The 26,394-nt window shown below is 67.1% G+C and carries 22 protein-coding genes; 17 read left to right on the top strand and 5 right to left on the bottom strand.

Annotation, left to right across the window (positions count from 1 at the left end; genetic code table 11):
• The first annotated feature begins 97 nt into the window (after nt 1–97).
• The 13 genes from cobN (at nt 98) to ACLV74_RS02465 (ending at nt 13,634) form a co-directional block, all read left to right on the top strand.
• Complete coding sequence (cobN, locus tag ACLV74_RS02525) at nt 98–3,916, top strand: cobaltochelatase subunit CobN (protein WP_411877786.1); 3,819 nt, start codon at nt 98–100, stop codon at nt 3,914–3,916.
• Nucleotides 3,913–4,998, top strand: coding sequence for an ATP-binding protein (locus tag ACLV74_RS02520; RefSeq protein ID WP_411877785.1), 1,086 nt, complete (start codon nt 3,913–3,915; stop codon nt 4,996–4,998). Before cobN ends, ACLV74_RS02520 begins: the two co-directional genes overlap by 4 nt.
• Before the next feature lie 131 nt (nt 4,999–5,129).
• Complete coding sequence (locus tag ACLV74_RS02515) at nt 5,130–5,666, top strand: vWA domain-containing protein (RefSeq protein WP_411877784.1); 537 nt, start codon at nt 5,130–5,132, stop codon at nt 5,664–5,666.
• A 40-nt stretch (nt 5,667–5,706) separates the two neighbouring features.
• The gene (locus tag ACLV74_RS02510) at nt 5,707–6,102 is read left to right on the top strand and encodes a DUF1636 family protein (RefSeq protein WP_411877783.1); all 396 of its coding nucleotides are present in this window, start codon (nt 5,707–5,709) and stop codon (nt 6,100–6,102) included.
• 63 nt (nt 6,103–6,165) lie between these two features.
• The gene (locus ACLV74_RS02505; protein ID WP_411877782.1) at nt 6,166–6,357 is read left to right on the top strand and encodes a CbtB domain-containing protein; all 192 of its coding nucleotides are present in this window, start codon (nt 6,166–6,168) and stop codon (nt 6,355–6,357) included.
• A 25-nt stretch (nt 6,358–6,382) separates the two neighbouring features.
• Nucleotides 6,383–7,213, top strand: coding sequence for a CbtA family protein (locus ACLV74_RS02500; RefSeq protein WP_411877781.1), 831 nt, complete (start codon nt 6,383–6,385; stop codon nt 7,211–7,213).
• 50 nt (nt 7,214–7,263) lie between these two features.
• Nucleotides 7,264–7,932 (top strand): 5,6-dimethylbenzimidazole synthase, encoded by a 669-nt coding sequence (gene bluB / locus ACLV74_RS02495; RefSeq protein ID WP_411877795.1) that lies wholly within the window; start codon nt 7,264–7,266, stop codon nt 7,930–7,932.
• Nucleotides 7,929–8,630: a cobalt-precorrin-7 (C(5))-methyltransferase gene (locus ACLV74_RS02490; RefSeq protein WP_411877780.1), complete on the top strand. Its 702-nt coding sequence runs from the start codon at nt 7,929–7,931 to the stop codon at nt 8,628–8,630. Before bluB ends, ACLV74_RS02490 begins: the two co-directional genes overlap by 4 nt.
• Before the next feature lie 19 nt (nt 8,631–8,649).
• Complete coding sequence (gene cbiB / locus ACLV74_RS02485; protein ID WP_411877779.1) at nt 8,650–9,663, top strand: adenosylcobinamide-phosphate synthase CbiB; 1,014 nt, start codon at nt 8,650–8,652, stop codon at nt 9,661–9,663.
• Nucleotides 9,660–10,676 (top strand): aminotransferase class I/II-fold pyridoxal phosphate-dependent enzyme, encoded by a 1,017-nt coding sequence (locus ACLV74_RS02480; RefSeq protein WP_411877778.1) that lies wholly within the window; start codon nt 9,660–9,662, stop codon nt 10,674–10,676. The genes cbiB and ACLV74_RS02480 overlap by 4 nt, the downstream gene beginning before the upstream one ends.
• A 37-nt stretch (nt 10,677–10,713) precedes the next feature.
• Nucleotides 10,714–10,974 (top strand): toxin-antitoxin system HicB family antitoxin, encoded by a 261-nt coding sequence (locus tag ACLV74_RS02475; protein WP_411877777.1) that lies wholly within the window; start codon nt 10,714–10,716, stop codon nt 10,972–10,974.
• A gap of 6 nt (nt 10,975–10,980) precedes the next feature.
• Nucleotides 10,981–12,513 carry a cobyric acid synthase gene (locus ACLV74_RS02470; protein ID WP_411877776.1) on the top strand — a complete coding sequence of 511 codons (1,533 nt, stop codon included), beginning with the start codon at nt 10,981–10,983 and terminating at the stop codon, nt 12,511–12,513.
• A gap of 239 nt (nt 12,514–12,752) precedes the next feature.
• Nucleotides 12,753–13,634, top strand: a complete 882-nt coding sequence (locus tag ACLV74_RS02465) for a transporter (RefSeq protein WP_411877775.1) — start codon at nt 12,753–12,755, stop codon at nt 13,632–13,634.
• Here the strand turns inward: ACLV74_RS02465 and ACLV74_RS02460 are convergent.
• Both ACLV74_RS02460 and ACLV74_RS02455 read right to left on the bottom strand, forming a co-directional pair.
• Nucleotides 13,631–14,125 carry a hypothetical protein gene (locus ACLV74_RS02460; protein WP_411877774.1) on the bottom strand — a complete coding sequence of 165 codons (495 nt, stop codon included), beginning with the start codon at nt 14,123–14,125 and terminating at the stop codon, nt 13,631–13,633. The two genes, ACLV74_RS02465 and ACLV74_RS02460, sit on opposite strands and share 4 nt — an antisense overlap.
• A 64-nt stretch (nt 14,126–14,189) precedes the next feature.
• Nucleotides 14,190–14,642, bottom strand: a complete 453-nt coding sequence (locus ACLV74_RS02455; RefSeq protein ID WP_411877773.1) for a hypothetical protein — start codon at nt 14,640–14,642, stop codon at nt 14,190–14,192.
• A gap of 105 nt (nt 14,643–14,747) precedes the next feature.
• On the opposite strand from ACLV74_RS02455, the gene ACLV74_RS02450 reads away from it, so the two are divergent.
• The 3 genes from ACLV74_RS02450 to ACLV74_RS02440 all read left to right on the top strand — a co-directional run bounded on the left by ACLV74_RS02450 (nt 14,748) and on the right by ACLV74_RS02440 (nt 17,046).
• Nucleotides 14,748–15,980: a hypothetical protein gene (locus ACLV74_RS02450; RefSeq protein WP_411877772.1), complete on the top strand. Its 1,233-nt coding sequence runs from the start codon at nt 14,748–14,750 to the stop codon at nt 15,978–15,980.
• A gap of 15 nt (nt 15,981–15,995) precedes the next feature.
• Nucleotides 15,996–16,484, top strand: coding sequence for a hypothetical protein (locus tag ACLV74_RS02445; protein WP_411877771.1), 489 nt, complete (start codon nt 15,996–15,998; stop codon nt 16,482–16,484).
• A 154-nt stretch (nt 16,485–16,638) separates the two neighbouring features.
• On the top strand, nt 16,639–17,046 hold the full coding sequence (locus ACLV74_RS02440; protein WP_411877770.1) for a calcium-binding protein: 408 nt from the start codon (nt 16,639–16,641) through the stop codon (nt 17,044–17,046).
• Nucleotides 17,047–17,055: 9 nt separating this feature from the next.
• Here ACLV74_RS02440 and ACLV74_RS02435 read toward each other — a convergent pair whose 3' ends face one another.
• Nucleotides 17,056–19,017, bottom strand: a complete 1,962-nt coding sequence (locus ACLV74_RS02435) for an ATP-binding protein (RefSeq protein WP_411877769.1) — start codon at nt 19,015–19,017, stop codon at nt 17,056–17,058.
• Entirely contained in the window at nt 18,983–19,690 is a 708-nt protein-coding gene (locus tag ACLV74_RS02430; RefSeq protein WP_411877768.1) for a LuxR C-terminal-related transcriptional regulator, read from the bottom strand. The genes ACLV74_RS02435 and ACLV74_RS02430 overlap by 35 nt, the downstream gene beginning before the upstream one ends.
• Nucleotides 19,691–19,976: 286 nt before the next feature.
• On the opposite strand from ACLV74_RS02430, the gene ACLV74_RS02425 reads away from it, so the two are divergent.
• Entirely contained in the window at nt 19,977–24,254 is a 4,278-nt protein-coding gene (locus ACLV74_RS02425; RefSeq protein WP_411877767.1) for a filamentous hemagglutinin N-terminal domain-containing protein, read from the top strand.
• On the opposite strand, the gene ACLV74_RS02420 is transcribed toward ACLV74_RS02425, so the two are convergent.
• Complete coding sequence (locus tag ACLV74_RS02420; protein WP_411877766.1) at nt 24,251–26,179, bottom strand: ATP-binding protein; 1,929 nt, start codon at nt 26,177–26,179, stop codon at nt 24,251–24,253. The two genes, ACLV74_RS02425 and ACLV74_RS02420, sit on opposite strands and share 4 nt — an antisense overlap.
• Nucleotides 26,180–26,394 lie beyond the last annotated feature (215 nt).

The raw sequence follows: 26,394 nt of genomic DNA, 5'->3' as shown, positions 1-26,394 counted from the left end.
CTCCTCCTTTATGCCGCTGCGCAGAGTGCCCCGTCGGCCTGCGCCAGGTGCGGTTTGGCGTGCTCAGACTGTTTCTGTTGACCTGGTGAAGTAAAAAATGCATCTGCTCTCCACCCGCCCCGGCGGCCACGTTGAAGACGGCGGCCAGGGTGTGGTGCGCGTGGAGCAGACGCCGGGCGACATCGTGGTGCTCAGCGCGGCCGACACCACGCTGTCCCTGCTGGCCGATGCGGCCGGGCAACTGGGTGCCGGTTTCCCCACGGTGCGCCTGGCCAATCTGATGTGGCTGCGCCAGCCCGCGTCGGCCGACATGTATGTGGACGATGTGCTGCGGCATGCGCGCGTGGTGGTGATAGACCACCTCGGGGCTGCCAGCGATTGGGCTTATGTCGTGGAGCGCGTGCGCGAACTGGCCCGCGAACGCGGCCAGTGGCTGGCGCTGTTCTCGGGCGACGCGGCTGAAGACCTGCAGTTGCTGATGCGCAGCACCGCCCCGCACGAAGACTGCCGGCAGCTCTGGCGCTGCCTGCGTGAAGGCGGCCGCGATAACGCGCGCACATTTTTTGAATTGATAGGCCACGCCGTCTTTGGCCTGGGCGCGCGCCCCGCGCCGCCTGAAGTGCTGCCGCCCGCCATGGTCTACCAGCCGCTGGAGACCCCCGCATGGCAGGACGGCATGCCCGCGGCGCTGCTGGTGTTTTACCGCGCCCATCTGCAGGCCGGCAACACCGCGGTGTTTGACGCCATGCTGGCGGCGCTGCACGGCGCCGGCATGAATGCGGTCGCGGTAGCGGTGGATTCCCTGAAGAACCCGGCCAGCCTGGCGCTGCTGCGCTCGCTGGCGGCGGAGCACCAGGTGGGCGTGGTGCTGAACGCCACCAGCTTCGCCATCACCGCGCTCGACGGCGACGACGCCGACAGCGTGGAAGGCACGCGCATGGAGCCGCTGGCCGGCGATGCGCCGGTGCTGCAACTCATCACCGCCGGCTGCTCGCAGGAGCAGTGGCAGGACGACCCGCACGGCCTGGCGCCGCGCGACCTCGCCATGCAGGTGGTGCTGCCCGAGGTGGACGGCCGCATCGGCACGCGCGCCATCAGCTTCAAGGGCCTGGCCTGGCGCTGCGAGCGCACCCAGGTGGACGTGGTGCGTTACCAGCCCGAGCCCGAACGCATGGCGTTTGTGGCCGGACTGGCGCGCCGCTGGTGTGTGCTGCGCGAAAAGCCCAACGCCGAAAAGCGCGTCGCGCTGGTGCTGGCCAACTACCCCAACGACGACGCGCGCCTGGCCAACGGCGTGGGGCTGGACACACCGGCCTCCACCGTGGCCTTGCTGCGCGCCATGCGGGAGGCGGGCTACGCCACCGGCGATCTGCCTGCGGGCGGTGACGCGCTGATCGCCGCGCTGGTCGCGGGTGTCACCAACAAGCTCGACGGCAACGACATGCGCCCCGCCGGCCAGAGCCTGGCCATGGCCGATTACCTGCGGGACTTCAATCAACTCGACGCCGCCGGCCGCGATGCCGTCAACGCCCTGTGGGGTGCGCCCGAATTGGACCCCATGGTGCGCGGCGGCCGCTTCATGGTGTCGGGCCTGCGCCTGGGCAACGTGTTTGTCGGCATACAGCCCGCGCGCGGGCGCGACCTTGATTTGGTCGCCACCTACCACGATGCCGACCTGGTGCCCACGCACAACTACCTGGCGTTTTACTTCTGGCTGCGCCGCAGCTTTGCGGTGGACGCGGTGGTGCACGTGGGCAAGCACGGCAACCTCGAATGGCTGCCCGGCAAAAGCGTGGCGCTGGGCGCGGCCTGCTGGCCCGACGCCATCCTCGGCCCCTTGCCGCACCTCTACCCCTTCATCGTCAACGACCCCGGCGAGGGCAGCCAGGCCAAGCGCCGCACCCAGGCGGTCATCATCGACCACCTGATGCCGGCGCTGACCCGCGCCGAAACCTACGGCCCGCTGCAAAAGCTGGAGCGGCAGATGGACGAGTACTACGAGGCCCTGTCGCTGGACCCCCGGCGTGCGCAGCGCCTGCGCGTGGACATCCTGGCGCGCGTGCTCAGTGAAGGCCTGCACGCCGAACTGGGTTTTGCCAAACCCGCGGACGAGGCCGCGCGCCAGGCGCTGCTGCAGCGGCTGGATGCCTACCTCTGCGAGATCAAGGAATCGCAGATCCGCGACGGCCTGCATATCCTGGGCAGCTCGCCGCAGGGCCGCCAGCAGATCGACACGCTGGTGGCGCTGGCGCGTTTCCCCGGCGGCTCGGCAGCCGGGCAGCGCAGCCTGCTGGTGGCACTGGCGCAGGATTTGAAGCTGGACGGTGTGGATGGTTTCAATCCGCTCAGCCCGGAATGGGCGGCTCCCTGGACCGGCCCGTACCCGGCGGTGTTGCAGCAATTGAGCAGCGAAGCCTGGCGCCATGCCGGCCACACGCGTGAGCGGCTGGAATTGCTGGCCCGGCAACTTGTCGCGGACCATGTCATCGCCGGCCAACCCTGGGATGCGGCCGCCTGGCCCCACACCGCCCCGGTGCTGCAACGCATGCGCCAGGTGCTGCGCCCGCGCCTGGACGCCTGCGGTCCGCAGGAAATCGCCCAGTGCCTGCGCGGCCTGGCGGGCCGCTTCGTGCCGGCCGGCCCCAGCGGCGCGCCCTCGCGCGGCCGGCCCGACGTGCTGCCCACGGGGCGCAACTTTTATTCGGTGGACACCCGCGCCGTGCCCACGCAGACCGCCTACGCCATGGGCGCCGCCGCCGCCGAACGCGTGGTCGAGCGCCACCTGCAGGACCACGGCGAGATGCTGCGCTGCCTGGGCCTGTCGGTCTGGGGCACCAGCACCATGCGCACCGGCGGCGAGGACATCGCCCAGGCCTTCGCGCTGCTGGGCGTGCGGCCCAAATGGGCCGACGGCAGCAGCCGCGTGGTGGACATCGAAGTGCTGCCCATGGCCATCAGGAACCGGCCGCGCGTGGACGTGACCCTGCGCGTGTCGGGCTTCTTCCGCGACGCCTTTCCCAATGTGATCGATCTCTTCGACACCGCGGTGCGCGCCGTCGCCGCGATCAGCGAAGAGGACGAACCCGACGATGTGAACCCCATCCGCGCCCGCGTGCGGCGCGAAGCGCAAGAGGCGCAGGCTCGGGGGCTCAGCGCCGAGGCCGCCGAGCGCGAGGCCAGCTGGCGCGTGTTCGGCCCGCGCCCCGGCGGCTACGGCGCCGGGCTGCAGGAACTCATGGCCAGCGGCCGCTGGAACGACGGCGCCGACCTGGCCCAGGCCTATCTGCGCGCCGGCGCCTTTGCCTACGGCCAGGGCCAGCATGGCGCGGCCGCGCGCGGCAGTTTCGAGCAGCGCCTGGCCGGCCTGGACGCCGTGCTGCACAACCAGGACAACCGCGAGCACGACGTGCTCGATTCGGACGACTACTACCAGTTCCAGGGCGGCATGGCGGTGGCGGTGGAACAACTGGCGGGCGCGCCCGCCGCGCTCTACCACGGCGACTTCAGCGTGCCCGGCGCGCCGCGCATACGCACGCTGGGCGAGGAAGTGGCGCGCGTCGTGCGTTCGCGCGCCGTCAACCCCAAGTGGCTGGAGGGCGTGCGCCGCCACGGCTACAAGGGCGCGTTCGAGATGGCCGCCACGGTGGACTACCTGTTCGCCTTTGACGCCACCACCGGCGTGGTGGGCGACCACCAGTACGCGCTGGTGGCCGAGGCCTACCTGCACGACGACACCAACCGCGCGTTTTTGCAGCGGCACAACCCCGGCGCCCTGCGCAGCATCGGCGAGCGCCTGCTCGAAGCCATGCGGCGCGGCCTGTGGGAGGCGCCGGGCGAGCACCGCGCGCGCATTGAAGAACATTTGCTGGCGCTGGAGCGCCGGCTTGAAGAACACGGAGAAGGACCCCTGGCATGAACAACCCTGAACTGGACATTTCCGCTGAGGCCATTGAGCCCGCCACGCGCGCGGCCTTTCCCTTCACCGCGCTGGTGGGCCAGCCGCAGCTCAAGCGCGCGCTGCAGCTGGCGGCCGTAGACCCCGGCATAGGCGGCGTGCTGATCAGCGGCCCGCGCGGCACGGCCAAGTCCACCGCGGCCCGCGCGCTGGCCGCGCTGCTGCCGGGCGCGCCTTTTGTCACCTTGCCGCTGGCCGCCAGCCTGGAGCAGCTGGTGGGCACGCTGGACGTGGAAGACGTGCTGCGCGACGGCAAGGTGCGCCTGGCGCCCGGCCTGCTGGCGCGCGCCCACAAGGGCGTGCTGTATGTGGACGAGGTCAACCTGCTGCCCGATGCGCTGGTCGATGCCTTGCTGGACGCGGCCGCCAGCGGCGTCAACACCGTGGAGCGCGACGGCATCTCGGAGCAGCACGCCGCGCGCTTTGTGCTGGTGGGCACCATGAACCCGGAGGAGGGCGAACTGCGCCCGCAACTGCTGGACCGCTTCGGCCTGTCGGTGGCGCTGACCAATCCTGAGGATGCCGCGCAGCGCACCGCCATCCTGCGCGCGCGCCTGGGCTTTGATGAAAACCCGGCCGCACTCGGCAAGCAACACGCGGAAGAACAGCGCGCGCTCAGCGACGCGCTGCTGGCGGCCCGCGCCGCGCTACCGGGCCTGGCCTGGTCCGACGACGTTTTGCACCACGCGGCGGCCTGCGCGATCGCCGCCGGTGTGGACGGCATGCGCGCCGACCTGGTGATGCTGCGTGCCGCGCGCGCGCTGGCGGCGCTCGAAGGGCGCGGCGAAGTGAGCGTGGCCGACGTGGACGCGGTGGCCGAACTGGCGCTGGCGCATCGACGGCCCGAGGGCAGCGCCGCGCAAGCACCGGCCAATACCGGAGAACGCCCGGAACGGCAGCAGCCCCAACACAGCCCGGAGCGCCCTCAAGATGAACCGTCCGCAGCATCCACGCCGCAAGGTGACTGGGGCGCGTTGCCGGCCCAGCCCGAAGGCATGACCAAGGTCCAGCGCATCGCGGGGTGGCCGCCAAAAAAAGCCTAGGCCACCCTAGCCGCCTCCCGCGTAACGGGCCTGGCAGCTGGCGGTGGCCTCCGCCCCCAACCCCTTCCACCCGCTCCGCGGCGCCGCACGCGCGGCAGCGCGGCGCCGCCATAGCCTGGCTGCCCACCGTGGTGGCCAAGGGGCCCGCGCCGCTGCGGCGCGAGCATTTGCGCCGCCAGCCCATGGCGCCGCGCGGCGCCCGGCTGCATTGCATCGTGCTCGACACCTCGGGCTCCATGCGCCGGGGCGGCCGCCTGGCGCTGGCCAAAGGCCATGCCGCTTTCATGATCGGGCAGGCCGCGCGCCAGGGTGACGATGTGGCACTGCTTCGCTTCGGCGGGCAGGGCGTCGAGTTGTTGCTGCCGCCGGGCCGCGCACGCGCCGCCGGCAGCCTGCGCCTGCGCCCCGTGGGCGGTGGCGGCGGCACGCCTCTGGCCGAGGCGCTGGTCCAGGCCGAACGGCTGCTGCAGCGCACCCTGCGCAAGAGCGGTCCCGCCGAGTGCTGGCTGTGGCTGCTGACGGACGGCCGCACGCTGGAGCAGCCCCAGGCGCCGCTGGCGGCGCAGCACCTCGTGATCGTGGACTTTGACGACCCGCACAAAAGCCTGGGCCGCTGTGCCGCCTGGGCCGCGCGCTGGGGCGCGGAACACTGCCTGGCACCGGCCTGACTTCTCAATTCATCGCAAAACGCAAAACGAATTCCTACCCATGCACGATACCGAAATCATTGTCTGCACCACCTGCCGCCCGCCCGGCGCATCGCGCGAGCTGCCTGCCCACGGCCTGGCCCTGTTCGAAGCCGTGCAGGAGGCGCTGCTGGTCTGCGAGCTCGACACCGGGCAGCACAAAGGCCTGCAGCTGCGCGGCCTGGCCTGCATGAGCGGCTGCTCCCGCGCCTGCACCGTGACGCTGCAGGCGCAGGGCAAATTCAGCTATTACTTTGGAGACCTGCTTCCCGATGCCGAGACCGCGGCCCAGGTGCTGGCCTGCGCGCAGCTGCACAAGCACAGCGCCGACGGCAACCTGGCCCGCAATACGCGGCCCGAGCGCCTGCGCGGCGGCATCCTCGCGCGGCTACCCCCCGTCGGCCCGGGCTCGACATGACGGGCCGAATCCATTACGTTTGTTTGACGTTTGTTTTTTTCACCACCAACCCAAGGAGATGCCATGACTGAACCGACAACGCTGACCCACAGCCCCTCTGAGACCCTCAACCCCGGCCTGGCCGTGCTGCGCCCGCTGCTGGGCGCCGCCGCCCTGGGCTTTGTCGTCCTGTACGGCGTGGCCTTCGCCGAGAGCCCGCTGGCGCACAACGCCGCGCACGACGTGCGCCACATCACCGTCAAACCCTGCCATTGAGCCGACTTTTTTTCGGGAGATAGTCATGATTTTTCAACGATTGATCTGGGCGGCCCTGGCCACCGCGGTGGTGGTGGGCAGCGTGCAAACCGGCGTGCAGCGCTGGCAGGCCGCGCCGCTGATCCTGGCGGCCGAGGTGTATGAGGAACAAAAGGCCGAGGCGCCCGCGCCCGCCGCGCCTGTTGCGGCTCCGGCAGCCCACGCGCATGCCGAAGGCACGGCCCCGCACGAACACGGCACCGCCAAAGAATGGGAACCCGCAAACGGCGCCGAACGCACAGGCTGGACCTGGGTGGCCAACATGCTGCACGCCTTCAGCATGGCGCTGCTGCTGTTCGCGGTCATGGGCGTGTGGCTCTACCGGCGCGGTAGCGCGGTGGCCTCGCTGCGCCTGGCCGGCCTGGTGGCGGCGGCCGGCTGGCTGAGCTTTCACTTCTGGCCCTCGCTGGGCCTGCACGCGGAAGTGCCCGGCATGGAAGCCGCGCCGCTGCAGGCCCGCCAGCTCTGGTGGGTGCTGGCGGTGGCCAGCGCGGCCGGCGCCTGTGCCGTGGCCGGTTTTGCGCGCGCCTCCTGGCGCTGGCTGGTGGTGGCGGCCTTGCTGGCGCTGCCCTTTGTGGTGGGCGCGCCCAAGCTGCAGGGCGACGCCCTGGCCGGCTTCGGGCCTGAAGCCCATGCCGCGCTCGAGCAGCTGGGCACGCAGTTCATCTGGGCCACCACCTGGGTGTCCCTGTCGTTCTGGGTGAGCCTGGGCCTGGTGGGCGGTTTGGCCTTCCAGCGCTGGGTGCGCCCGGCCTTGCTCGCGGTGCTGCAGCGCGGCGCCGCGCCGGCCGTCGGCGCCGTGCAAGCGCCGCAGTGAGCGCTGAGGCGGGCTCCGCCGCTTCCGGGGCGCACACGGCCGATCTGGCCGTGCCTGGCCACGCCTTCAGCGCCGCCGAACGGCAGGCGGTGTACCGCGCCATCCATGAGCGGCGCGACATGCGCCACTTCAGCGGCGGCGCGGTGGCCGACGAACTGCTGCAGCGCCTGCTGTCGGCCGCGCACCATGCGCCCAGCGTCGGCTTCATGCAGCCCTGGCGTTTTATCCGCGTGCGTAGCCGGCCCTTGCGCGAGGGCATTCATGCGCTGATTGAGCAGGAACGCGTGCTGACGGCCCAAGCCTTGGGCGAGCGCGAAGACGCGTTCATGAAACTCAAGGTGCAGGGTGTGCTCGACGCCGCCGAGGTGCTGGTGGTGGCGCTCCCACCGGGGCGCGAGCAACATGTGTTCGGCCGCCGCACCTTGCCTGAGATGGACCTGGCCTCGGCCGCCTGCGCCATCCAGAACCTCTGGCTCGCGGCCCGCGCCGAAGGGCTGGGCATGGGCTGGGTGTCGATTTTTGACCCGCAACAACTCGCTGGGCTGCTGCAAATGCCCGAAGGCAGCAAGCCGGTGGCCGTGCTGTGCCTGGGGCCGGTGCAGGCCTTTTACGAGCAGCCCATGCTGCAGGCCGAAAAATGGGCGCGCCGCGCGCCGCTGGCCGACATGGTGTTTGAAAACCTGTGGGGCCAACAAGCTTCTTCTGGAGAGAGTTCATGATTGTTTGCATTGGCGCCGGGCCGGGCGACCTCGGTTATTTGCCGCAACGCAGCGCGGAATTGATTCAACAGGCCGAGGTGGTGGCCGGCTTCGATGCCGTGGTGAAGGTGGTGCATTCCCTCATTCCGGCCGGCGCCGAAGTGGTGCGCATGAACTACCGCGACCAGACCGACAAACTCGCGCAGGTGGCTGCTGCCCACCACGCCGGCAGGCGCTGCGTCGTGGTGTTCATGGGCGACATCCATTTCAGCGGCTTCCAGTACCTGGAGCGCGTCGAGCGCGCCTGCGGCCACCGGGTGGAGGCCGTGCCGGGGATTTCTTCGGCGCAAATCCTGGCCTCGCGCGCCAGGGTGTGTTTTGACGAAACCACCTTCATCACCTTTCACCGCCGCGGCGACCTCGAGCCCTTCAAGCGCCACCTGGTGAACGTGCTGAAAGACCGGCGCAACGCCATCGTCATTCCCTGCCCCTGGGATGCGGCGCGCTCTTTCATGCCCCGCCACATCGCGGCTTACCTGCTGGCTCAGGGCGTGACCGCGGCCCACCCCGTGGAGGTCTGGGAAAACCTGACCGGCGACGAAGCCGAATGGCGCGGCGAACTGGGCGAATGCGTGGACCGTGATTTTTCCGACATGAGCATCATGCTGATCCGCAGCCTGTGCGACATGCCCAGCCAGATCGAGCCCGTCGCGGCTTGAGCCCGTCCTGTCGTTGCCCATGACCTGGACCAGCTTTTACCTTTCGCCCGGCCTGCCTTATGCGGCAGGCTGCATGGCGCTGGCCTTGGGGCTGGCGCTGTGGATAGACCGTTTTATGGGCGAGCCGCCCGCACCCATACACCCCGTGGTCTGGATGGGCCACTACCTCAAGGCTTGCGGCAGCGTGACCGTGCGCTGCGCGCCTCTCATGGCATTTTTGCTCGGCACGCTCGCCTGGTGGGTGGGTGCGCTGCTGGTGGGCGCGGCGGCCTGGGGTGTGCAGGCGCTGGTGTTCTGGCAACTGGCCGGTTACGTCGCGAATCCTGCCTGGGGGGCGGCCATAGACACCGCGCTGCTGGCGGTGCTGATGGCCTGGCTGCTCAAGTGTTTTTTGTCGTGGCGCATGCTGCGGGATGAGGTCGGCGCGGTCGAGCTTGCGCTGGGCCAGTCGCTGGACGCCGGGCGCGAACGCCTGTCCTGGCTGGTCAGCCGCGACACGGCGCAGCTCAGCGCCGGCCAGGTGCGCGAAAGCGCCATCGAATCGCTCGCCGAAAACCTCAACGACTCCGTCGTTGCGCCCATCTTCTGGTTTGTGCTGCTGGGCCTGCCGGGCGCCGCTATCTACCGCTTTGCCAACACGGCCGATGCCATGTGGGGTTACCGCGGCACCTATCGCGGCCAGCACTGGGAATGGGCCGGCAAATGGGCCGCGCGCGCGGACGACCTGCTGTCATGGGTGCCGGCGCGCCTGACGGCGCTGCTGCTGGCGCTGGCGGCCCGGGGCTTGCCGCTTCAGGCATTGGTGCACGAAGCCCGCAAGACCCCTTCGCCCAACAGCGGCTGGCCCATGGCGGCCATGGCGCTGGCGCTCGGTATTTCGCTGGGCAAACCGGGTGTGTACACGCTGAACCCTGAAGGCCGGCCCCCCGAGGCGGTGGACACCGCACTGGCCCAGGGCCTGGCCTCCAAAGCGGTGGTCGCGCTGGTGTCGCTTGCAGGGGCGGCGATGTTGTCGATCGCGGTGCTGGCGTGAGTTCCACGCATGCCGCCTCACGCATCCACGGCGGGCCCGACGGCCTGGGCGTGCCGCTGCATGACTTCTCCACCAACAGCAACGCCTGCGGGCCGTGCCCCGCGGCGCTGGCCGCCGTGCAGCGGGCCGATGCCACGCGTTATCCCGATGCCGGCTACACGGCCTTGCGCGCGCGGCTCGCGGCTTTTCACCAGGTGAACGAGGCGCGCGTGCTGCTGGCCGCCAGCGCCAGCGAATTCATTTTCCGCATCACGGCCCTGGCCGCCGGGCAGGGCGCGCGCGCCGTCTGGCTGCCGCCGCACAGTTATGGCGATTACGCGCAGGCCGCTGCGGCGCATGGCTTGATAGTGGCGGGACAGGCCGGCGATGCGCAACTGCTCTGGGCCTGCGAGCCTTCCAGCCCGCTGGGCACGGCACAGGTCGGATTGGACGCGCTGGTCGACGGCCGGAAAGCGCACACCCTGGTCGTGCTGGACCGCGCCTATGAGCCGCTGCGGCTCAGCGCCGCGCCCACACTCACGCCGCAGCAGTTGCAAACCACCTGGCAACTCTGGACTCCCAACAAGGCACTGGGCCTGACCGGCGTGCGCGCGGCTTATGCCATCGCGCCGGTGGACCAGGCGGACGAGGCCGCTGCATTGGAACAACGCTGCCCCTCCTGGCCCGTGGGCGCGCACGGCGAAGCCATGCTGATGGCGTGGGTTGGCGGCGAAGCCCAGGACTGGCTGGCCGCCAGCCTCAGGACCTTGCGTGACTGGAAAGCCCGCCAGATCGCCTTGTGCGAATCCCTGGGCTGGCGCTGCCTGCCCAGCGAAGCAAATTTCTTTTGCACGCACCCAGCCTTGCCCCAAGGCATGAGCTTGCAACAGGCCCTGGCCGCACTGCGCGCCCAGGGCATCAAGCTGCGCGACACCACCTCGTTCGGCCTGCCCGGCCACGTGCGCCTCGGCGTGCTGCCGCCCGGCGTGCAGGATGCCCTGCTTGCGGCTTGGCGGAAGGGCCTACGTGTATAAAGACTTTCAAATTACCAAAGATTTTGGAGAAGTGATCATGACCGCACTCACCATTCGATTGCCCAACTCGGTTCACGAGAGCATCAAGCTTTTGGCCCGCAAAGACGGGATTTCCGTGAATCAGTTCATCGCCAGCGCAGCCGCTGAAAAAATGGCTTCGTTCCAGACGCTGGACTATCTGCGCCAGGAGGCCGCTTTGGGCAAGCGTGAAGACTTTGAGAAATTCCTGAAGCTGGTGCCGGATGCGCCGCCCCTGGCCGGTGACGAACTCCCGGCCGCAAAAAAACGCGGCAAATAAACCAGCATGACCGCCAAGTGCGTCATGGTGCTGGGCACCACCAGCGGTGCCGGCAAAAGCTGGCTGACGACCGCGCTGTGCCGCTACTACGCGCGGCAAGGGCTCAAGGTCGCGCCCTTCAAGGCGCAGAACATGAGCAACAACGCCCGGGTAGTTGGCCCCCACGCTCCGCCGCTGCGCGGGTCGCTGCCCCCCGAGGGGGCTAATTTTCCTTGGGGCGGCCCGGCGGAAAATTGGTTCCCTCAAGGCGAGATCGGCAGCGCGCAATATTTCCAGGCGCTCGCGGCCCATGCCGTGCCCGACGTGCGCATGAACCCGCTGCTGCTCAAGCCTGAAAAAGACACCCAAAGCCAGGTCGTGTTGATGGGCCAGGTGAACGCCGAACTCTCGCGCATGGAGTGGCGCGGCCGCAGCGCCTCGGTCTGGCCCGTGGTGTCGCGGGCGCTTGATGAACTGATCGCCGACAACGATGTGGTGGTGATGGAAGGTGCGGGCTCGCCCGCCGAGATCAACCTCAAGGCCAGCGACATCGTCAACATGCGCGCCGCGCAGCATGCCAACGCGGCCTGCCTGCTGGTGACCGACATTGACCGCGGCGGCGCCTTCGCGCACCTCTACGGCACCTGGGCCATGCTGGACGAAGCCGAGCGCCGGCTCATCAAGGGTTTTGTGCTCAACAAATTCCGCGGCGACGCCACACTGCTGGCGCCCGGCCCGCAGATGCTGCAGGACATGACCGGCATCGCCACGGTGGCCACCTTGCCCATGTGGTGGCAGCACGGACTGCCCGAGGAAGACGGCGTGTTTGACGACCGCAGCGTGGCCTCCGGCGCGGTCAGCACCACCGTCGCCGTCATCGCCTACCCGCGCATCAGCAACCTCGACGAATTCCAGCCGCTCAAGAACGTGCCCGGCGTGCGCCTCAAATGGGTGCGCAGCCCAGCGGAGCTGATGGGCGCAGATTGGGTGATCCTGCCCGGTTCCAAGCACACCAGCGGCGACCTGGCCTGGCTGCGCCAGCAGGGGCTGGACCAGGCCGTGGCCGCGCACGCGGGCCGCGGCGGCGCGGTGCTGGGCATTTGCGGCGGCCTGCAGATGCTGGGCGAGGCGCTGATAGACCCGCATGGCATAGACGGCAACGCGCCAGGCCTGGGCCTGCTGCCGGTCGTCACCGTGTTCGACGAAACCAAAACGGTGCGGCACCGGCAGGCCGCGTTCGCGCCGCTGCGCGGGCTTTGGGCCGCCATGTCGGGCGTGGGGGTGCAGGGTTATGAAATCCACCACGGCCAGACGGCACCGCATTCGGCCATGGCGGCGGCCGGCGACCTGGCCCATGCCGTCATGCCCGAAGGCCTGGCCTGGCAGAACCATGCGGGCAATGTGCTGGGCCTGTACCTGCACGGCATGTTCGAGGATCCGCGCGTGCTCAAGGCGCTGTTCGGCGCTGCCGTGCCCACGCTGGATTCGGTGTTTGACGGGCTGGCCGATTACATCGGTGAGCACTTCGCGCCCGGCGTTCTGCAGTCTCTCGTCGAGTAAGACGAGCCAGGCGCTTTCATTGCCGTTCCGCGGGGGTGCAATAAAAAATTATTCTTTTCGCGGGCAATCCGTAACAATACGCGACATCTCGTAAGAGTGACGGAGGGGCTGGCAGGGGCGGATCTTGGTGATCCGGCGCTGCCGTGCGAGCGTCACGCCTCCTTGCGCCAAGGAAACCCGTGAAAGCTCTGCCCCCTATGAATTGCATATCCCCCCGTCCGCAGAGCCCTGAAAAAGAAGTGATCACGGCCTGGGCGCTTGCCTGGGCCGCCGCGCTGTTCTGCCTCTGCCTGCCGCCCCCGGCGCAGGCCGCGAGCGAGGTCTACCCGGGAAGTTTTGAAGCGGCATCGCCGGGCACGCGCATCGCCAGCCTGTACTACTACCGGCGCTCGCTCGAGGGCTATTACGTCAACGGCACCCGCATAGGCGGCGCGCGGGTAGAAGGACAGGCCGTCGTCGCCGCCTTCAGTGTGTACGGGCGGCTTTTCGACATGACCTCAAGCTGGTCGGTGCACCTGCCCTACCTGCAAGGGCACAGAACGGCGGGTGTTTTGCCCGCAGGCTTCGGCAATGAAACCAGCGGTGTGGGGGACCTGCGCATCGGCTATACCGTGTGGCCCGTCAATGACAGGGAAACCGGCCAGTGGCTGGCGGTGTCGGGCACCCTGCTGACACCCACCGGCCATTACGACCACAGCCAGTCGCTGAACAGCGGCGACAGGCGCTGGAAGGGCACCCTGCAACTGGCCTGGGTCCGTTACCTGTCTCCCACGGTTGCCGCGGAGCTGATTCCGGAAGTGACCTTTTACGGCACCAACGGCAACTACGTGGGCTACCGCATGACGCAGGCCCCGGCCGCGGCGCTGACCACCTTCCTGCGCTGGAAATTCACACCCGGCTGGGAAACCCAGGTGGGCTACCAGTTCAACACCGGCGGCGAACAAACCATAGGCGGCGTACGCCAGGGCAACGAGCCCCGAAACCGGCGCGTCTTTCTCGGTGTGTCGACCTGGCTGTCGCCCACCGTGAAGGCCGGCCTGCGCTATTCGCGCGATACCTCCCTCAACTACGAAATGAAGACCACCCGCGACCTGGTGGCCAGCGTCAACTGGGGCTTTTAGGGCATGCGCTTGAGCGGCCCGAAGCAGGCCTCCAGCGAAGCGCCCTTGCAGACGATGAACTGGTCGCGCTTGGGGCTGAACTGGATAAAACGCAGCACGCTTTCGTCCCCATCCGCATGCAGGTCGCCCGAGCAGTCGCGCTTGCCGTTGCTGTTGGTCACGGTTTCCGTCAGCGCATAAAAGCCCGCCGCCGTGGGCTGGGCCGGCACCTGGTAATCCCCCTGGGTGACTTCCTCACCGCTGGTGCCCAGGCGCCTGCCGTCGGCACGGTACTGCCAGGTCTCGCTGCATTGCTTGCCGGGCAGGGTCCAGCTCCAGGTGCCGATGAGGGGGTGTTGGGCCGGGGCTGCAGCGGAGGAAGCGCGTGCTGCGGGCTTGGCAGTCTGTGCAATGACCGGGCCGCTGAGCAGGGCGACGGCAAACAAGCAGATCAGCGTAAGCAGGGGCCTGCGGTCGATCATGGAATAGCGATGGCTTTGTAAAGACTTCATGAGGTCATTATGAAGCGGCTCGTGCAACGGCCTCCATTTCAACAATCGCGTCCGTCCGGGTCTGTCAGCGCGCGTTGAGCATGCTTGATGTTTTGCGAAACTTTCTCGAAGTTGAACAACAAACTTCAAGAAATAAAGCGCGCGATTGGACGCCACGAATGGAGGCAACAACATGCAGCAGTGTTGCTACAACCCGCTTGCATGAATGCCTGACTCGAAGGCACGTCATTGAGTGTTTATGAGCACTCGATACATCGGCGATTTTCAGGCCTGAATCGCGAAATTTTCCAAGCACACATACAACGACATCGTCGCCAACTTTGCCTTTCTGCGGACAGTCTTTGTCGGGTAGTTTGACGTAATTTTTCACGCTGCATTTTTGTGTGGCGAAGCCTTTGTTTCGCCGATAAACTCCGCGCGGCCCAAACAAAGAATTTTCTAAATGCAGGGCAGCGGAGGTCGTTACTTGAAAAATATCCAAAACAAGTTGGCGTTGGTCGGGGACCATGAAGCGCATAAGAGCGATGGGTCGCTCACTGTGGGGCCTGAAAAGTGTCCTCGGCCAGTGCCTGATCGAAGCAATTGCAAGAAAAAATAAAGACGCGCAAGAAGGTACCCAATCATGACCGACACGACTCTGATGAATGGTGTAGTGCGACGCCTTTGGCAACTATTAACCCTAAGCCTTCTGGCCGGGCTCGTCCAGGCCCAAACGACTTCTGAGAAGCCGAGCTTGGAGAACGTGCCCGTGCCGGGCGGCCCGGTCGTCATATCGACCTATCCCTTTGTTCAAGGCGGAAATATCGATACCGCCTGGGTCGACGCCGAGACGGTGCTGTTTGGCGTGGGCGGCAAGACGGCGGAGGCCATTGGTGCACAGCCTGGGCAGTTTGCGGTGGCCGCGCTGAACATTAAGACCCATAGTCTGCACATGGTGGTGGTTGGCAAGATCATTCGATACAGAGATGGGCTGCTCATTACCAGCGTCAGTGATGACCCCAAGGTCGGATTCCAATGTGGTGCACCTGGCGGAGCTTTGCAGAATGCCCCGAACGTGGATGATCCCTTGTGCAGCAAGTGGCGGCTTGGCGTGATTCATAACCACTTCTTTTCGATACTAAAAGAGGAACACGGCTACATCGATTCTGGTGATCGAGACAAGCGCTTGCCATACAGCAAAGCTATGCTCATCAAACCTTCGGGATTGTCGTTCCAGTTAAACGTCGCATATGAATTCCTCGGAGAGAAACTTCAGTACGCGCCCTGGTTGAAGGCCTACCTGCTGGTGTGGCGCAATCGCACGGTTCACAGCGGGCGGCAGTTCCCTTTCATGAGCGAAGAAGAATGCCGGGAGCGAGTGCTCAATCCGCAAGGCCATGAACGAAATAACAACTGGCTTGTTCAAGCTGCGCCGTTCAAAACTCCAGAGGACCAGAGAAGGAGGGACAGAACTCTTTCATCCTCTTGCCGACCTCTCACCCCTCCAAACACCTTCCGCTTGCTCAAAGCCGATGGCAGCTTGAGCGAACTTCCTGTGCCGGCCGGCTACAACAACCTGTTCGGCCTTGCCGACAGCGGCAATCTGACGCGGCGCGGCCTGCTGATGTCGCCGGGGCGGGAACTACCACCCGAGAAAGAGCACCTCAATGGCCTCTGGCTTGCCACGGACGACGGCAACTTCACCCAGATCTACAAAGGCGGCGGTATTGGCGTGCCGAGCGCCTACGACGAGGCCAGCACCTCCGCCGACGGCTGCCGGGTGGCGTTCTGGACTCGGCCCGTCAAAGGGCAGCCTCGCGTCTTCAAAGTGTTTGACGTCTGCGGCGCCGCTACTTCGCATTCGTCAGTCAAATAAACAAGGAGTCTCTTTATGCTCACTAAAAATCAATGGCTCTGGTGCGCCGAACATCAAAAGCAAATAAGAACAACAACGATCGTTGTATTTTCTATTTTTCTGTTGACGTACTGCTATGTATTTTTTGAACGGTTTTTTTGGAATAACAAGATACCAATCCAATTTCATCCCGAAATTTCGCAAATGGCAAAACTTAATTGCTACACAGAGGATGTGGGGGGAATGTTCATTCCATCGGTACAGAAAAAACGTGAGTTGCAGGGCGACCTACGGAATTATGTTCCCGACCCTTTGGAAAGAAGTGACGCACGGTTTGTGCTGCTTGAGAATTATTTTACGAGCGTGATCGGGTCTGAAATACTAGAAAAACGTCCCGAATGTCTTGGCGCATATATAGCCGACAAGCAGCAGTACCCAGAGCCCTATGCATTATTAGTCGTTGATCGCGGAACGGGAAAAACCGTCTTCCGCATTGCGCGACTCCAAGACTACTTGACTCGCTAACTCACATTCAAATTCATTGAACCTCAGGGAGATCACACATGGCAGATTACAGCGTAACCGTTAAAACATTTCCAACAGGTGGCGTTGAGGACGGCAAGGTACAGGTCGGACACGCCTTGTCACCTTAACCGCACCCGGCAACCTGATATCACGATTGGTTAATACCCTGACGGGCGGCGCCGGCAGCGACACGTATACGGCCTATGGCGGCATGGGGCAGGACCGCATCGCCGAAAACGATGCCACTGCCGGCAATACCGACGTACTGTCTTTCGGCACAGGTATCGCCACCAACCAGCTGTGGTTCAGCCACACGGGCAACGACCTGGCGATCAGCCTCATCGGCACGGCGGACAAGATGACTGTGCAGAACTGGTACCTGGGCAACCCCTACCACGTCGAGCAGATCAAGACCAGCGACAACAAGGTGTTGCTCGACACCCAGGTCGAAGCCCTGGTGCAGGCCATGGCTGGCTTTACGCCGCCGGCCATGGGCCAGACGACGTTGACATCGGCGCAGCAAACGGCGCTCGCGCCGGTGCTGGCGGCCAACTGGCACTAGGCCTTCCCCTCAACCCTGCGGCCGCTTCTCCGGCAGCCTCAGCGTCAGCGTCGTGCCGGCATTGGAAGAATGCAGCAGGATCTCCGCGCCTATGGCCTGCGCGCGGCGCTGCTGGTTGGCCAGGCCCTTGCCGCCCTTGGCCAGGGCCTGGCCGATGTCAAAGCCGCCGCCGTTGTCGGCGATGATCACGCTGACATGGCCGTCTTCGGCGCCGGTCATTACCCGGATCTGCGTGGCGCGGGTGTGCTTGAGGGTGTTGGTGAAGGCTTCCTGCAGGATGCGCAGGATGTGCAGCGCGTTGCGCGGGTCCAGCCAGTCCAGCGGCGGCACGTCGGAAATCTCCCAGCGCAGCGATATGCCCGCACCGGCCAGCCGCGGCCCCAGGCGAAAGCGCAGGGTGGCGAGCAGCAGCAGCAGGTCGGCCTCCACGGGCTCCAGCGAATCGATGGTCAGCTTGAGGTCGTCGATGCAGCCTTTGAGGACTTCGGCGACGTCGGCCTCGCTGAGCCTGCCGCCTTCGACCACGCGCAGGGCGCTCACCAGCGAAGAGCCCAGGCCGTCGTGCATGTCCTGCGTGAGGCGCTGGCGCTCCTGGCTCAGGGTTTCGCGCTGCTCGACCTCGCGCAGCCTCTGGTAGCTGGCCGCGAGTTCGGTTTCACGGTTCTTGAGGCTTTCTTCGAGCCCGCTGTTGAGTTGCTCGACGGTGGCGAGGGCGCCCACGTACTGCCGGAACATGATCACGACGAACACCGCAAACAGCACCATGGCGGCGTAAGGCGTCAGGTAGTAGCTTTCCAGGTCCAGCACGTACTTGATCCGGGCCCAGTCGTAGAAGCCGAAGACATAGCTGACCAGCAGCGCGAACGACAGCATCTTCGCGTCCGGCGACGGGCTGCGCCATGAATGCCAGAGCCCGATACCGGTGACCACCGTGCCCATGCCGATCAGCAGCAGGTGGGCGTAGGGTCTGACCACCAGGAGGCTGGGCATGAGCGAGGCAAAGGGCAGCGTGATGAAGGAAAACACCACCGCAATGCCCAGCATCAGCCAGCTGAGCCGGCGCATGTGCCGGCCGTGCAGGAACTGCATGAAGTGGTGCAACGCCAGCAGTTGCCACATCAGGGCATTGAGGGTGAGCCAGATGAACCAGGCGTCGCTGACGATGAGTTTTTCGGGGCCGAGCTGAAAATGCCAGCGCCGTATCGCGCCCGTGACGGCAATCGCGAAGAGCAGCAGGCTGGCGGGGTGGCGGCGAACCACCCACACCGCCAGCGAAAAAATTCCGACTGCCAGGAAGGCCGCGCTGCTCATGAAGGGCAACTGGTAGGCCAGCCAGTCCCGCCCGGCGGCCATCTCGATCAGGCTGTTGGAGTCGCCCGCGTAGAAAGACGAAATCGCGGCCTCGGGCGAGGGCAGGCTGTCCAGGCGTATCAGCAGGGCGCGGGGCGGCGGGCTGTCGGCGGTGAGGTTCAGCGGCAGCAGCAGCGCCGGGTGGTTGAACAGGTTCCACACCGCGCTGCCCGTGGAGCGATAGCGCAGCCGGCCATCGGCATACACCGCGATCTGGCCGGCCGCCAGCCAGCGGAGCAGGTAGAAATGCGTGGGTGCGCGCACGCCCTGCAATTCGTCCAGCCGCACGCGCAGCCAGGTCGTGACGACGGGGGGCTTGCCGGCAACCGGGGTTTCAGGTTTTGCGGCGGATTTCGGAATGACAAGCGGCAAGGCCACCTTCGCCCAGTTGCCCGGCAAGGCGTTCTCGTCCACTACTGCCGCGAGTGGCTTGAAGCTGGCCCCTTCTTCGCGCAGCATTTCGGCGCTGGTGTAGTGCACAAGCGCGTCGGCGCCCCATGCGCCGTGGCCTGCCGCCAGCAGGCCAGCGCACAGCAGCAGGCGCGTGGCCAGGCGTGCGGCCAGGCGAACGATTCGCGCCGGCACCTCAGGCCGCCAGAATGCCCTGGTGCCTGGCTTCATAGATTGCTTCAGCCCTGGAGTTCACATTGAGCTTGCTGTAGATGCGCCGCACATAGGTTTGCACCGTGTGCTGCGAGACCTGCATCAGCCGCGCGATTTCGTCGGCGGTGAAACCCTTGGTGATGAGTTCCAGCACTTCTTTCTCGCGGGCGGACAGCACGGCATGTTCGCCGGCGGCCGGGGCAGGCGTCGCGGCCGGGGCGGTGGGCACCGCGGCGATGGCGGCAGGCGCGGCGCGAAAGCGCATCAAAATCTGCCGCGCGATCAGCGGGCTGATGGGGCTGCCGCCGCCGTGCAGGCTGCGGATCTCGTGCAGCATGTTCTCGGGCTCGCTGTCCTTGAGCAGGTAGCCCGAGGCGCCGGCCTCTATGGACTGCAGCACGTGCGCCTCGTCGCCGAAGGCGGTGCACACCATCACGGCGCAGGTCGGCCATAGCGTGTGCGCCGCGTGTATCACGTCGATGCCGGAGCCGTCGGGCAGGCCCAGGTCGACCAGCAGCACGTCGGCCGGCGCGCTTTCCAGCGATTGCAGGCCCTGTGCGCGCGTGCTGGCCAGGCTCATCAGGCGTATGTCGGGCGAAGCCGCGATGGCGGTCACGATGGCGTTCTGGAAGTGAACGTCGTCCTCCACCAGCGCCACATGGATCAGGGACGGGGTTGAACTGGACTGCATGTCGGTTCCTGCGTTGGCGCATGCGCTGTGCATGCAGGGGCATCCCGCCTGCGGGGACGGGAGGCGCGGCCGGAAATACGCCATTGTGCGTCAACCGGCGGGCGGTGCTTGTCCCCATATCTGGGGACACGGTTGCCATGGGCGCAGCCGCCAAAAAACGCCTGCCGAACTACTGCAAAAGTACGCGGCGTGTCCCCAAAAAAAGGGACAGACAGCGGGGCGGCGGATGGCGACATTAACCACTTTGTAGCAGCGCACGCCCGCGCCACCTCCCTGAAAGTTCGCCATGAAGTCCCACGCCAGCATGAACCGCGTCTATCGATTGGTCTGGAATGCCGCACTCGGCCTGTGGGTCGCGGTGGCCGAAAACGCCAGGGGGCGTTGCAAGGGCGGTGTGGTGCGGGCCGCGCTGGTGGTGCTGGCCTTGCTGGGTTCGCAGGCCCACGCGGCCGACGCCGCCAACGCCTCCGTGAGCGCGGGCGCGGGCAGCATCGCCACGGCAGGCAGTACCACCACCGTCCACCAGGCCAGCCAGCGCCTGGCCATCGATTGGACTTCACTCTCCACCCGCGCCAACGAAGCCCTTGTCTTCAACCAGCCCAACGCTTCGGCGATCGCGCTGAACCGCATCACCGGCAGCAGCCCGAGTGAATTGCTGGGCAGCCTCATGGCCAACGGCCAGGTGTTTATCCTCAACCCCAACGGCGTGCTGTTCGGCGCGGGCTCGCAGGTCAATGTGGGTGGGCTGGTGGCTTCGACGCTCGGCATGAGCAATGCCGACTTCATGGACGGCAATTACAAGTTCACGGGATCCGGTGGCTCGGTCGTCAACCAGGGCAGCTTGAACGCAGCCCCTGGCGGCTACCTCGCCCTGCTGGCGCCCGAGGTGCGCAACGAAGGCGTGATGACGGCATCGCTGGGAACGGCGCTCCTGGCCGCCGGCAACAAGGTCACGCTCAACCTCGGCAACGGCAGCCTGCTGGGCTACAGCATTGACGAAGGGTCACTGAACGCCCTGGTCGAAAACAGGCAACTGATCCGGGCCGACGGCGGGCAGGTGTTGCTGTCGGCCAAAGCGCTGGATTCACTGAGCTCGGGAGTCGTCAACAACACCGGCATCGTCGAGGCCAGAACACTGAACCACGCCGCGGGGCGGATTGCGCTCGAAGGCGACTTCATCGTGCAGGCCGGAAGCCTGGACGCGTCCGGCACCGAAGGCGGCCGCATCGAACTGAACGCCCGTTCCATCCTCGACGCCGGCACGGCCAACGCCAGCGGCACGGCGGGGCAGGGCGGCGGCATCGCCTACCGCACCACGCAGGCCATTGTGCAGACGGCTTCGGCCGCGCTGCGGGCCGACGGCGCCACCGACGGCGGCACGATTTCCCTGCAAGGCGACGAGAGCTTGTTCAGCTCGGGCACGCTGAGCGCCACCGGCCGGCGCGGCGGCACGATAGCCACGCTGGGCAACCGGGTTTCACTGGCCGCGGCCGCACTGGACGCCTCGGGCAGTGAACACGGCGGGCTGATACGCGTGGGCGGCGGTTTCCAGGGCCGCGATGCCGGTGTCATGAACGCGCAGGCCACCTTCGTCAACGGCGCGACCACGCTGAAAGCCAACGGCGCGAACGGCGAGATCGTGGTGTGGTCGGACGGGCAGACCGACTATTACGGCATCGCCAGCGCCACAGGCGCCGGCCGCATCGAGGTCTCGGGCAGGGGCCTGCTGAACTACGGCGGCCGGGCCGACGCGGGCGTGGGCGGCACGCTGCTGCTGGACCCGGCCAACATCGTCATCAGCGACACCGCGGGCCCGGCCGCCTATGCGCTCGTAGACCCGCATGCCACCGCCGGCAACCAGTTCGGCGCCAACACCACCTTGCTGGGCACCACCACAAACGGTGTGTTCACCGAAAACGGCAGGGCCGTGATCACGGTCAGCACCGACAGCCTGGCGGCCGCCAGCGCCGGCGCGGTCTACCTGTTCGACACCACCACGGGCGCCTTGATCTCCACGATGACGGGCAGCCAGGCCAACGACCGCGTCGGCAACGGCGCCGTGACGGCGCTGGCCAACGGCAACTATGTGGTGCGCAGCCAGTTCTGGAGCAACGGCGGCGTGGCCGCGGCCGGCGCGGCGACCTGGGGCAGCGCAGCGGCCGGCATCAATGGCGTCGTCAGCACGGCCAACAGCCTGTACGGCACCACCGCCAACGACAACGTGGGCAATTCCAATGTGATCGCGCTGACCAACGGCAACTATGTGGTGCGCAGCGGCAACTGGGACAACGGCGCCGTCGTCAACGCCGGCGCCGCGACCTGGGGCAACGGCACCACCGGCACCGCCGGCGCCGTGAGCGCCGCCAACAGCCTGGTGGGCAGCAGCACCAACGACAACGTGGGCCTGTTCGGCGTGACGCCGCTGGCCAACGGCAACTACGTGGTGCGCAATCCCAACTGGGACAACGGCGCCGTCGCCGATGCCGGCTCGGCCACCTGGGGCAATGGTGCCACCGGCGTCAGCGGCGCCATCACCGCCGCCAACAGCCTGGTGGGCAGCACCCTTGGCGACAACGTGGGCGGCACCATCACGGCGCTGGCCAACGGCAACTACGTGGTGTCCAGCACCGGATGGGACAGCGGCGGCCTGATCAACGCCGGCGCCATCACCTGGGCCAACGGCGCCACCGGCATCACCGGGCTCATCAACAGCGGCAACAGCCTGGTGGGCACCTCGAACAACGACCTCACCGTGGCCGCGATCGCGCTGAGCAACGGCAACTACGTGGTGAACGCCCCGAACTGGTCCAGCGGCGGCCTCAGGGTCGGCGCCACCATCTGGGGCAACGGCGGCACCGGCCTCACCGGGAACATCACCAGCGCCAACAGCCTGCATGGCACGCAAGACGGCGACTACATCGGCAGCATCGTGACGGCGCTGCCCAACGGCAACTATGTGGTGAGCAACCGGCTCTGGGACAACGGCGCCATCTCCAATGCGGGCGCGGTGGTCTGGGCCAACGGCGCCACCGGCATCACCGGCGCCATCAGCACCGCCAACAGCCTCTACGGCACTACCGCAGGTGACGCCGTGGGTACCGGCAACAGTGGTGCCGTCACTATTTTGAATAACGGAAACTATGTGGTGAGCACGCCCAACTGGCACAACGGCGCCCTCGCGGATGCCGGTGCGGTGACCTGGGTCAACGGCGCGACCGGCCTGGTCGGCCCGGTCAGCGCCGCCAACAGCTTTGTCGGCTTGCAGGCGGGCGATGCCGTCGGCAACTACGGCATCACGGCGCTGGCCAATGGCAACTATGTGGTGCGCAGCCCGCTGTGGGACAGCGGCGCCCTGGCCAATGTGGGGGCCGTGACCTGGGGCAACGGCAGCACCGGCCTGGTCGGCTCCATCAACGCCGGCAACAGCCTGCTGGGCAGCAGCGCCAGCGATTTTCTGGGCTCCGACGGCGTCACGGCGCTCACCAACGGCAACTACGTGGTGCGAAGCTCCCAGTGGGACAACGGCGGCGTGGTGGATGCCGGCGCCGTCACCTGGGGCAGCGGCAGCAACGGCACGACCGGTGTCGTCGGCGCCGCCAACAGCCTGGTCGGCAGCCAGCTGAACGACAAGGTGGGCGCCACCGGCGTCACGGCGCTGGCCACCGGCGACTATGTGGTCAGCAGCTCTCGCTGGGACAACGGCGCACTCGCCGATGCCGGCGCCGTGACCTGGGGCAGCGGCACGGCCGGCATCCGCGGCGTGGTCAACAGCCTCAACAGCCTGGTGGGCACCGCAGCCAACGACCGCGTGGGCTTCAAGGCGGTGGACAGCACCACGGGCCTGGACATCAGCGCCGTGACGGCGCTGGGCAACGGCAACTACATGGTCACCAGCCCGAATGCCGGCGGCAACCGCGGGCAGATAGTGCTGGGCACGCCCCGCGGCATCAGCTATGCCAACGGAACAGGCCAGACCATCAGCATGAATCCGTCCGCCCTCAGCGCCACGCTGGCCGGCGGCACGGCCGTCACGCTGCAGGCCAGCAACGACATCACGGTGAACGCCAACATCACGGTAGCGGGCACGTCAGGCGGCGCGCTGACACTGCAGGCCGGGCGCAACATCAACCTCAACAGCGTCATCAGCACCGCCAACGGCGCCTTCACCGCGTCCGCGGGCGATGCGGGGGCGCTGGCCGCCGACCGCCAGGCCGGCGCGGCGGGCATCAACTTCGGCGCGGGCTCGGCCGTCAATGCCGGAACGGGTGTGGTCACGCTGCGCGTCAACGGCGTATGGGTGGGGGGCACCCCGTTGCCTGTCGCCGACACAAGTCCTTCCGGTGGGGCGCAGCCTTTGGGCCCTGTGGGTGGCGAAGTTGTGAGCGGGAACCTGATGGCGCAGTACAGCGCGGCCTTGCAAGGCATACAGGCCGGGCAGGGCGAATTCCTCCTCAGTCCGCGGCAAAGACGACCCGTCGCGGGCGATGCGCCCGACGCCGGGCGCACCCGCGTCGAGGGCTGCGGTGTGCGCATGCCTGTGGGCTTTGATCCGCAGGATTGTTAGGCCGCCGGCCTGTGCATCGGCAGGCGCAAGGTCAGCCGCGTGCCATCTGCCGAGGACTCCCAGCGCACTTCGCCGCCTATGGCCTGCGCGCGGCGCCGCTGGTTGGACAAGCCCCTGCCGCCCATTTGCAGCGCCTGCGCCACCGCGAAGCCTTTGCCGTTGTCGGCGATGCCGACGCTGACCCAGCCCTCGCCGGCGGTTGTGGTCACGCGTATTTCGCTGGCCCGGGCATGCTTGAGCACGTTCGCAAAAGCCTCCTGCAGGATGCGCAGGATGTGCAGCGCGTTGCGCGGGTCCAGCCAGTCCAGCGCGGGCACGTCGCTGATCTCCCAGCGCAGCGTGATGCCGGTGCTCTCCAGCCGGCTGCCCAGGCGAAAGCGCAGGGTGGCCAGCAGCAGCAACAGGTCGGCCTCCACCGGCTCCATGGAATCGATGGCCAGCTTGAGGTCGTCGATGCAGCTCTTGAGCACTTCCGCCACCTGCACGTCTTCGAGCCGCCCGTCCTCGACCACGCGCAGCGCGCTGACCAGCGAAGAGCCCAGGCCGTCATGCATGTCCTGCATCAGGCGCTGGCGTTCCTGGCTCAGCAGCTGGCGCTGCTCGACCTCGCGCAGGCGCGCATGGCTTTGCACCAGCTCGGCCTCGCGCGCCTGCAGCCGGCCTTCCAGCCCGGCGTTGACGCTGCGCACCTCCTCGATGGCGCGCGTGTAGCGGTGAAACATGATGGCCATGAAGATGAAGAAGGCGCCCACGCCGGCGTAAGCGCCCAGGAAGCTGCCTTCCACGCTGACGCGGTTGTTCTGCAGCAGCCAGTCGTACACGCCCGCCGCCATGCCCAGCAGGCTCCAGCCGGCCAGCAGCAGGCCGTCGCGCGAGCCCGCGCGCCAGGCATTTGCCAGGCCGCAGCCGAAGGCGGCCACGCCCATGGCGAGTACGAAAAGGTAGACCAGCGGCGCCAGCACGGTGGCGCCGGGCCAGGCGTCGAAGAGCGGCAGCGTGAGGGCAGCGACGGCCGCCGTCAGGCCCAGCACGCCAAGGTCCAGCCAGCGTTGCCGGCGGTGGTGCAGCCGCACCAGGAAGAAATGCGCCGAGGCGACCAGCCAGAACGCCGAATTGACGGTGAGCCAGCCGAACCAGTCGTCGGACAGCGGCAGCCGGTGCTGCCCGACGTAGTTGTGCAGGCTGCGGATCCAGGAGACCACCGAGATGATGAAAAACAGCAGGTAGAGCGAGTCGGAGGGGGATCCCCGCCTTTGCCGCAGCCACACCGACAGCGCGAACAGGCCCACGGCCAGGAAGGCCGCGCTGGTCATCAGCGGCAGCTGTATCTGCAGCGCATCGCGCACGCGGTAGCGCCAGCCGATGCCGGCCTCGCTGCCCAGCCACAGGCTGGAAATCGCGCCGCCCGTGGCGCGCAGGCGTTCGATGCGCAGCACCAGGGTATGCGGCGGCACGGCATCGGCCGTTTCGTCCAGCGCGATCCACAGCGGGTGGTTGGAGCCGTTCCACAGCCGGTTGGCATGCGACTGGTAGAGCAGCCGGCCGTCGCCGTAGACCGCGATCTGCCCGTCGGTTTTCCAGCGCGGGACGTAGAGGTAGCGCGGCTCGGGCGAAGGCGCCAGTGCCGGCAGCTGCACACGGTACCAGGTCACCACGGTGCGCAGGCCCAGCGCGTCGTCGCCGGGCGGCACCAATTGGGGCGGCAGGGCGTGCGGAAGCGCTACCGGTGTCCAGGGGCCGGGCAGGGCGCTTGTATCCAGCGCATAAGGCGGCGGGGAAAAGCCGTGGCCGTCCACGGCGAAGAGTTCAGCGGCGGTGAGGTGCAGCGGCTGGTCGGCATGCACCGGCTGCACGCATGCCAGCGCCCACAGCGCGGCCAGCAGCAGCGCCGCGCAGCGGCCTCGCCATCCGGGTGGACGCCTCAAAGGAAAAAGCAAATAGGTCTCCAGCCTTGTGTCGGCAAGCGCGGGCGGAAAAAGATGGGCGGATGGCGCGCACAGGGCAGGCCCCCCGCGCGCATCCACCAGCCGATTTTGCGGGCGGCCGGGCAGCCGGTTTGTCGCTAAAAGTGGTGACAGACAAGCATGCCGTGATGCCTTAACATTCCGTCAACCGGCAGCGCGCGAAAAAAGCCGCGCAT

Source organism: Polaromonas sp. YR568 (genome assembly GCF_943369415.1).
GTDB lineage: Bacteria > Pseudomonadota > Gammaproteobacteria > Burkholderiales > Burkholderiaceae_C > Polaromonas.
This window is presented reverse-complemented; position numbering and strand designations above follow the sequence as displayed.

Bases quoted from the DNA above. Each gene is read 5' to 3' on its own strand.
- cobN (WP_411877786.1), top strand. From the start codon at position 98: ATGCATCTGCTCTCCACCCGCCCCGGCGGCCACGTTGAAGACGGCGGC.
- ACLV74_RS02520 (WP_411877785.1), top strand. From the start codon at position 3,913: ATGAACAACCCTGAACTGGACATTTCCGCTGAGGCCATTGAGCCCGCC.
- ACLV74_RS02510 (WP_411877783.1), top strand. From the start codon at position 5,707: ATGCACGATACCGAAATCATTGTCTGCACCACCTGCCGCCCGCCCGGC.
- ACLV74_RS02505 (WP_411877782.1), top strand. From the start codon at position 6,166: ATGACTGAACCGACAACGCTGACCCACAGCCCCTCTGAGACCCTCAAC.
- ACLV74_RS02500 (WP_411877781.1), top strand. From the start codon at position 6,383: ATGATTTTTCAACGATTGATCTGGGCGGCCCTGGCCACCGCGGTGGTG.
- ACLV74_RS02490 (WP_411877780.1), top strand. From the start codon at position 7,929: ATGATTGTTTGCATTGGCGCCGGGCCGGGCGACCTCGGTTATTTGCCG.
- cbiB (WP_411877779.1), top strand. From the start codon at position 8,650: ATGACCTGGACCAGCTTTTACCTTTCGCCCGGCCTGCCTTATGCGGCA.
- ACLV74_RS02475 (WP_411877777.1), top strand. From the start codon at position 10,714: ATGACCGCACTCACCATTCGATTGCCCAACTCGGTTCACGAGAGCATC.
- ACLV74_RS02470 (WP_411877776.1), top strand. From the start codon at position 10,981: ATGACCGCCAAGTGCGTCATGGTGCTGGGCACCACCAGCGGTGCCGGC.
- ACLV74_RS02460 (WP_411877774.1), bottom strand. From the start codon at position 14,125: ATGAAGTCTTTACAAAGCCATCGCTATTCCATGATCGACCGCAGGCCC.
- ACLV74_RS02455 (WP_411877773.1), bottom strand. From the start codon at position 14,642: ATGCGCTTCATGGTCCCCGACCAACGCCAACTTGTTTTGGATATTTTT.
- ACLV74_RS02450 (WP_411877772.1), top strand. From the start codon at position 14,748: ATGACCGACACGACTCTGATGAATGGTGTAGTGCGACGCCTTTGGCAA.
- ACLV74_RS02445 (WP_411877771.1), top strand. From the start codon at position 15,996: ATGCTCACTAAAAATCAATGGCTCTGGTGCGCCGAACATCAAAAGCAA.
- ACLV74_RS02435 (WP_411877769.1), bottom strand. From the start codon at position 19,017: ATGAAGCCAGGCACCAGGGCATTCTGGCGGCCTGAGGTGCCGGCGCGA.
- ACLV74_RS02430 (WP_411877768.1), bottom strand. From the start codon at position 19,690: ATGCAGTCCAGTTCAACCCCGTCCCTGATCCATGTGGCGCTGGTGGAG.
- ACLV74_RS02425 (WP_411877767.1), top strand. From the start codon at position 19,977: ATGAAGTCCCACGCCAGCATGAACCGCGTCTATCGATTGGTCTGGAAT.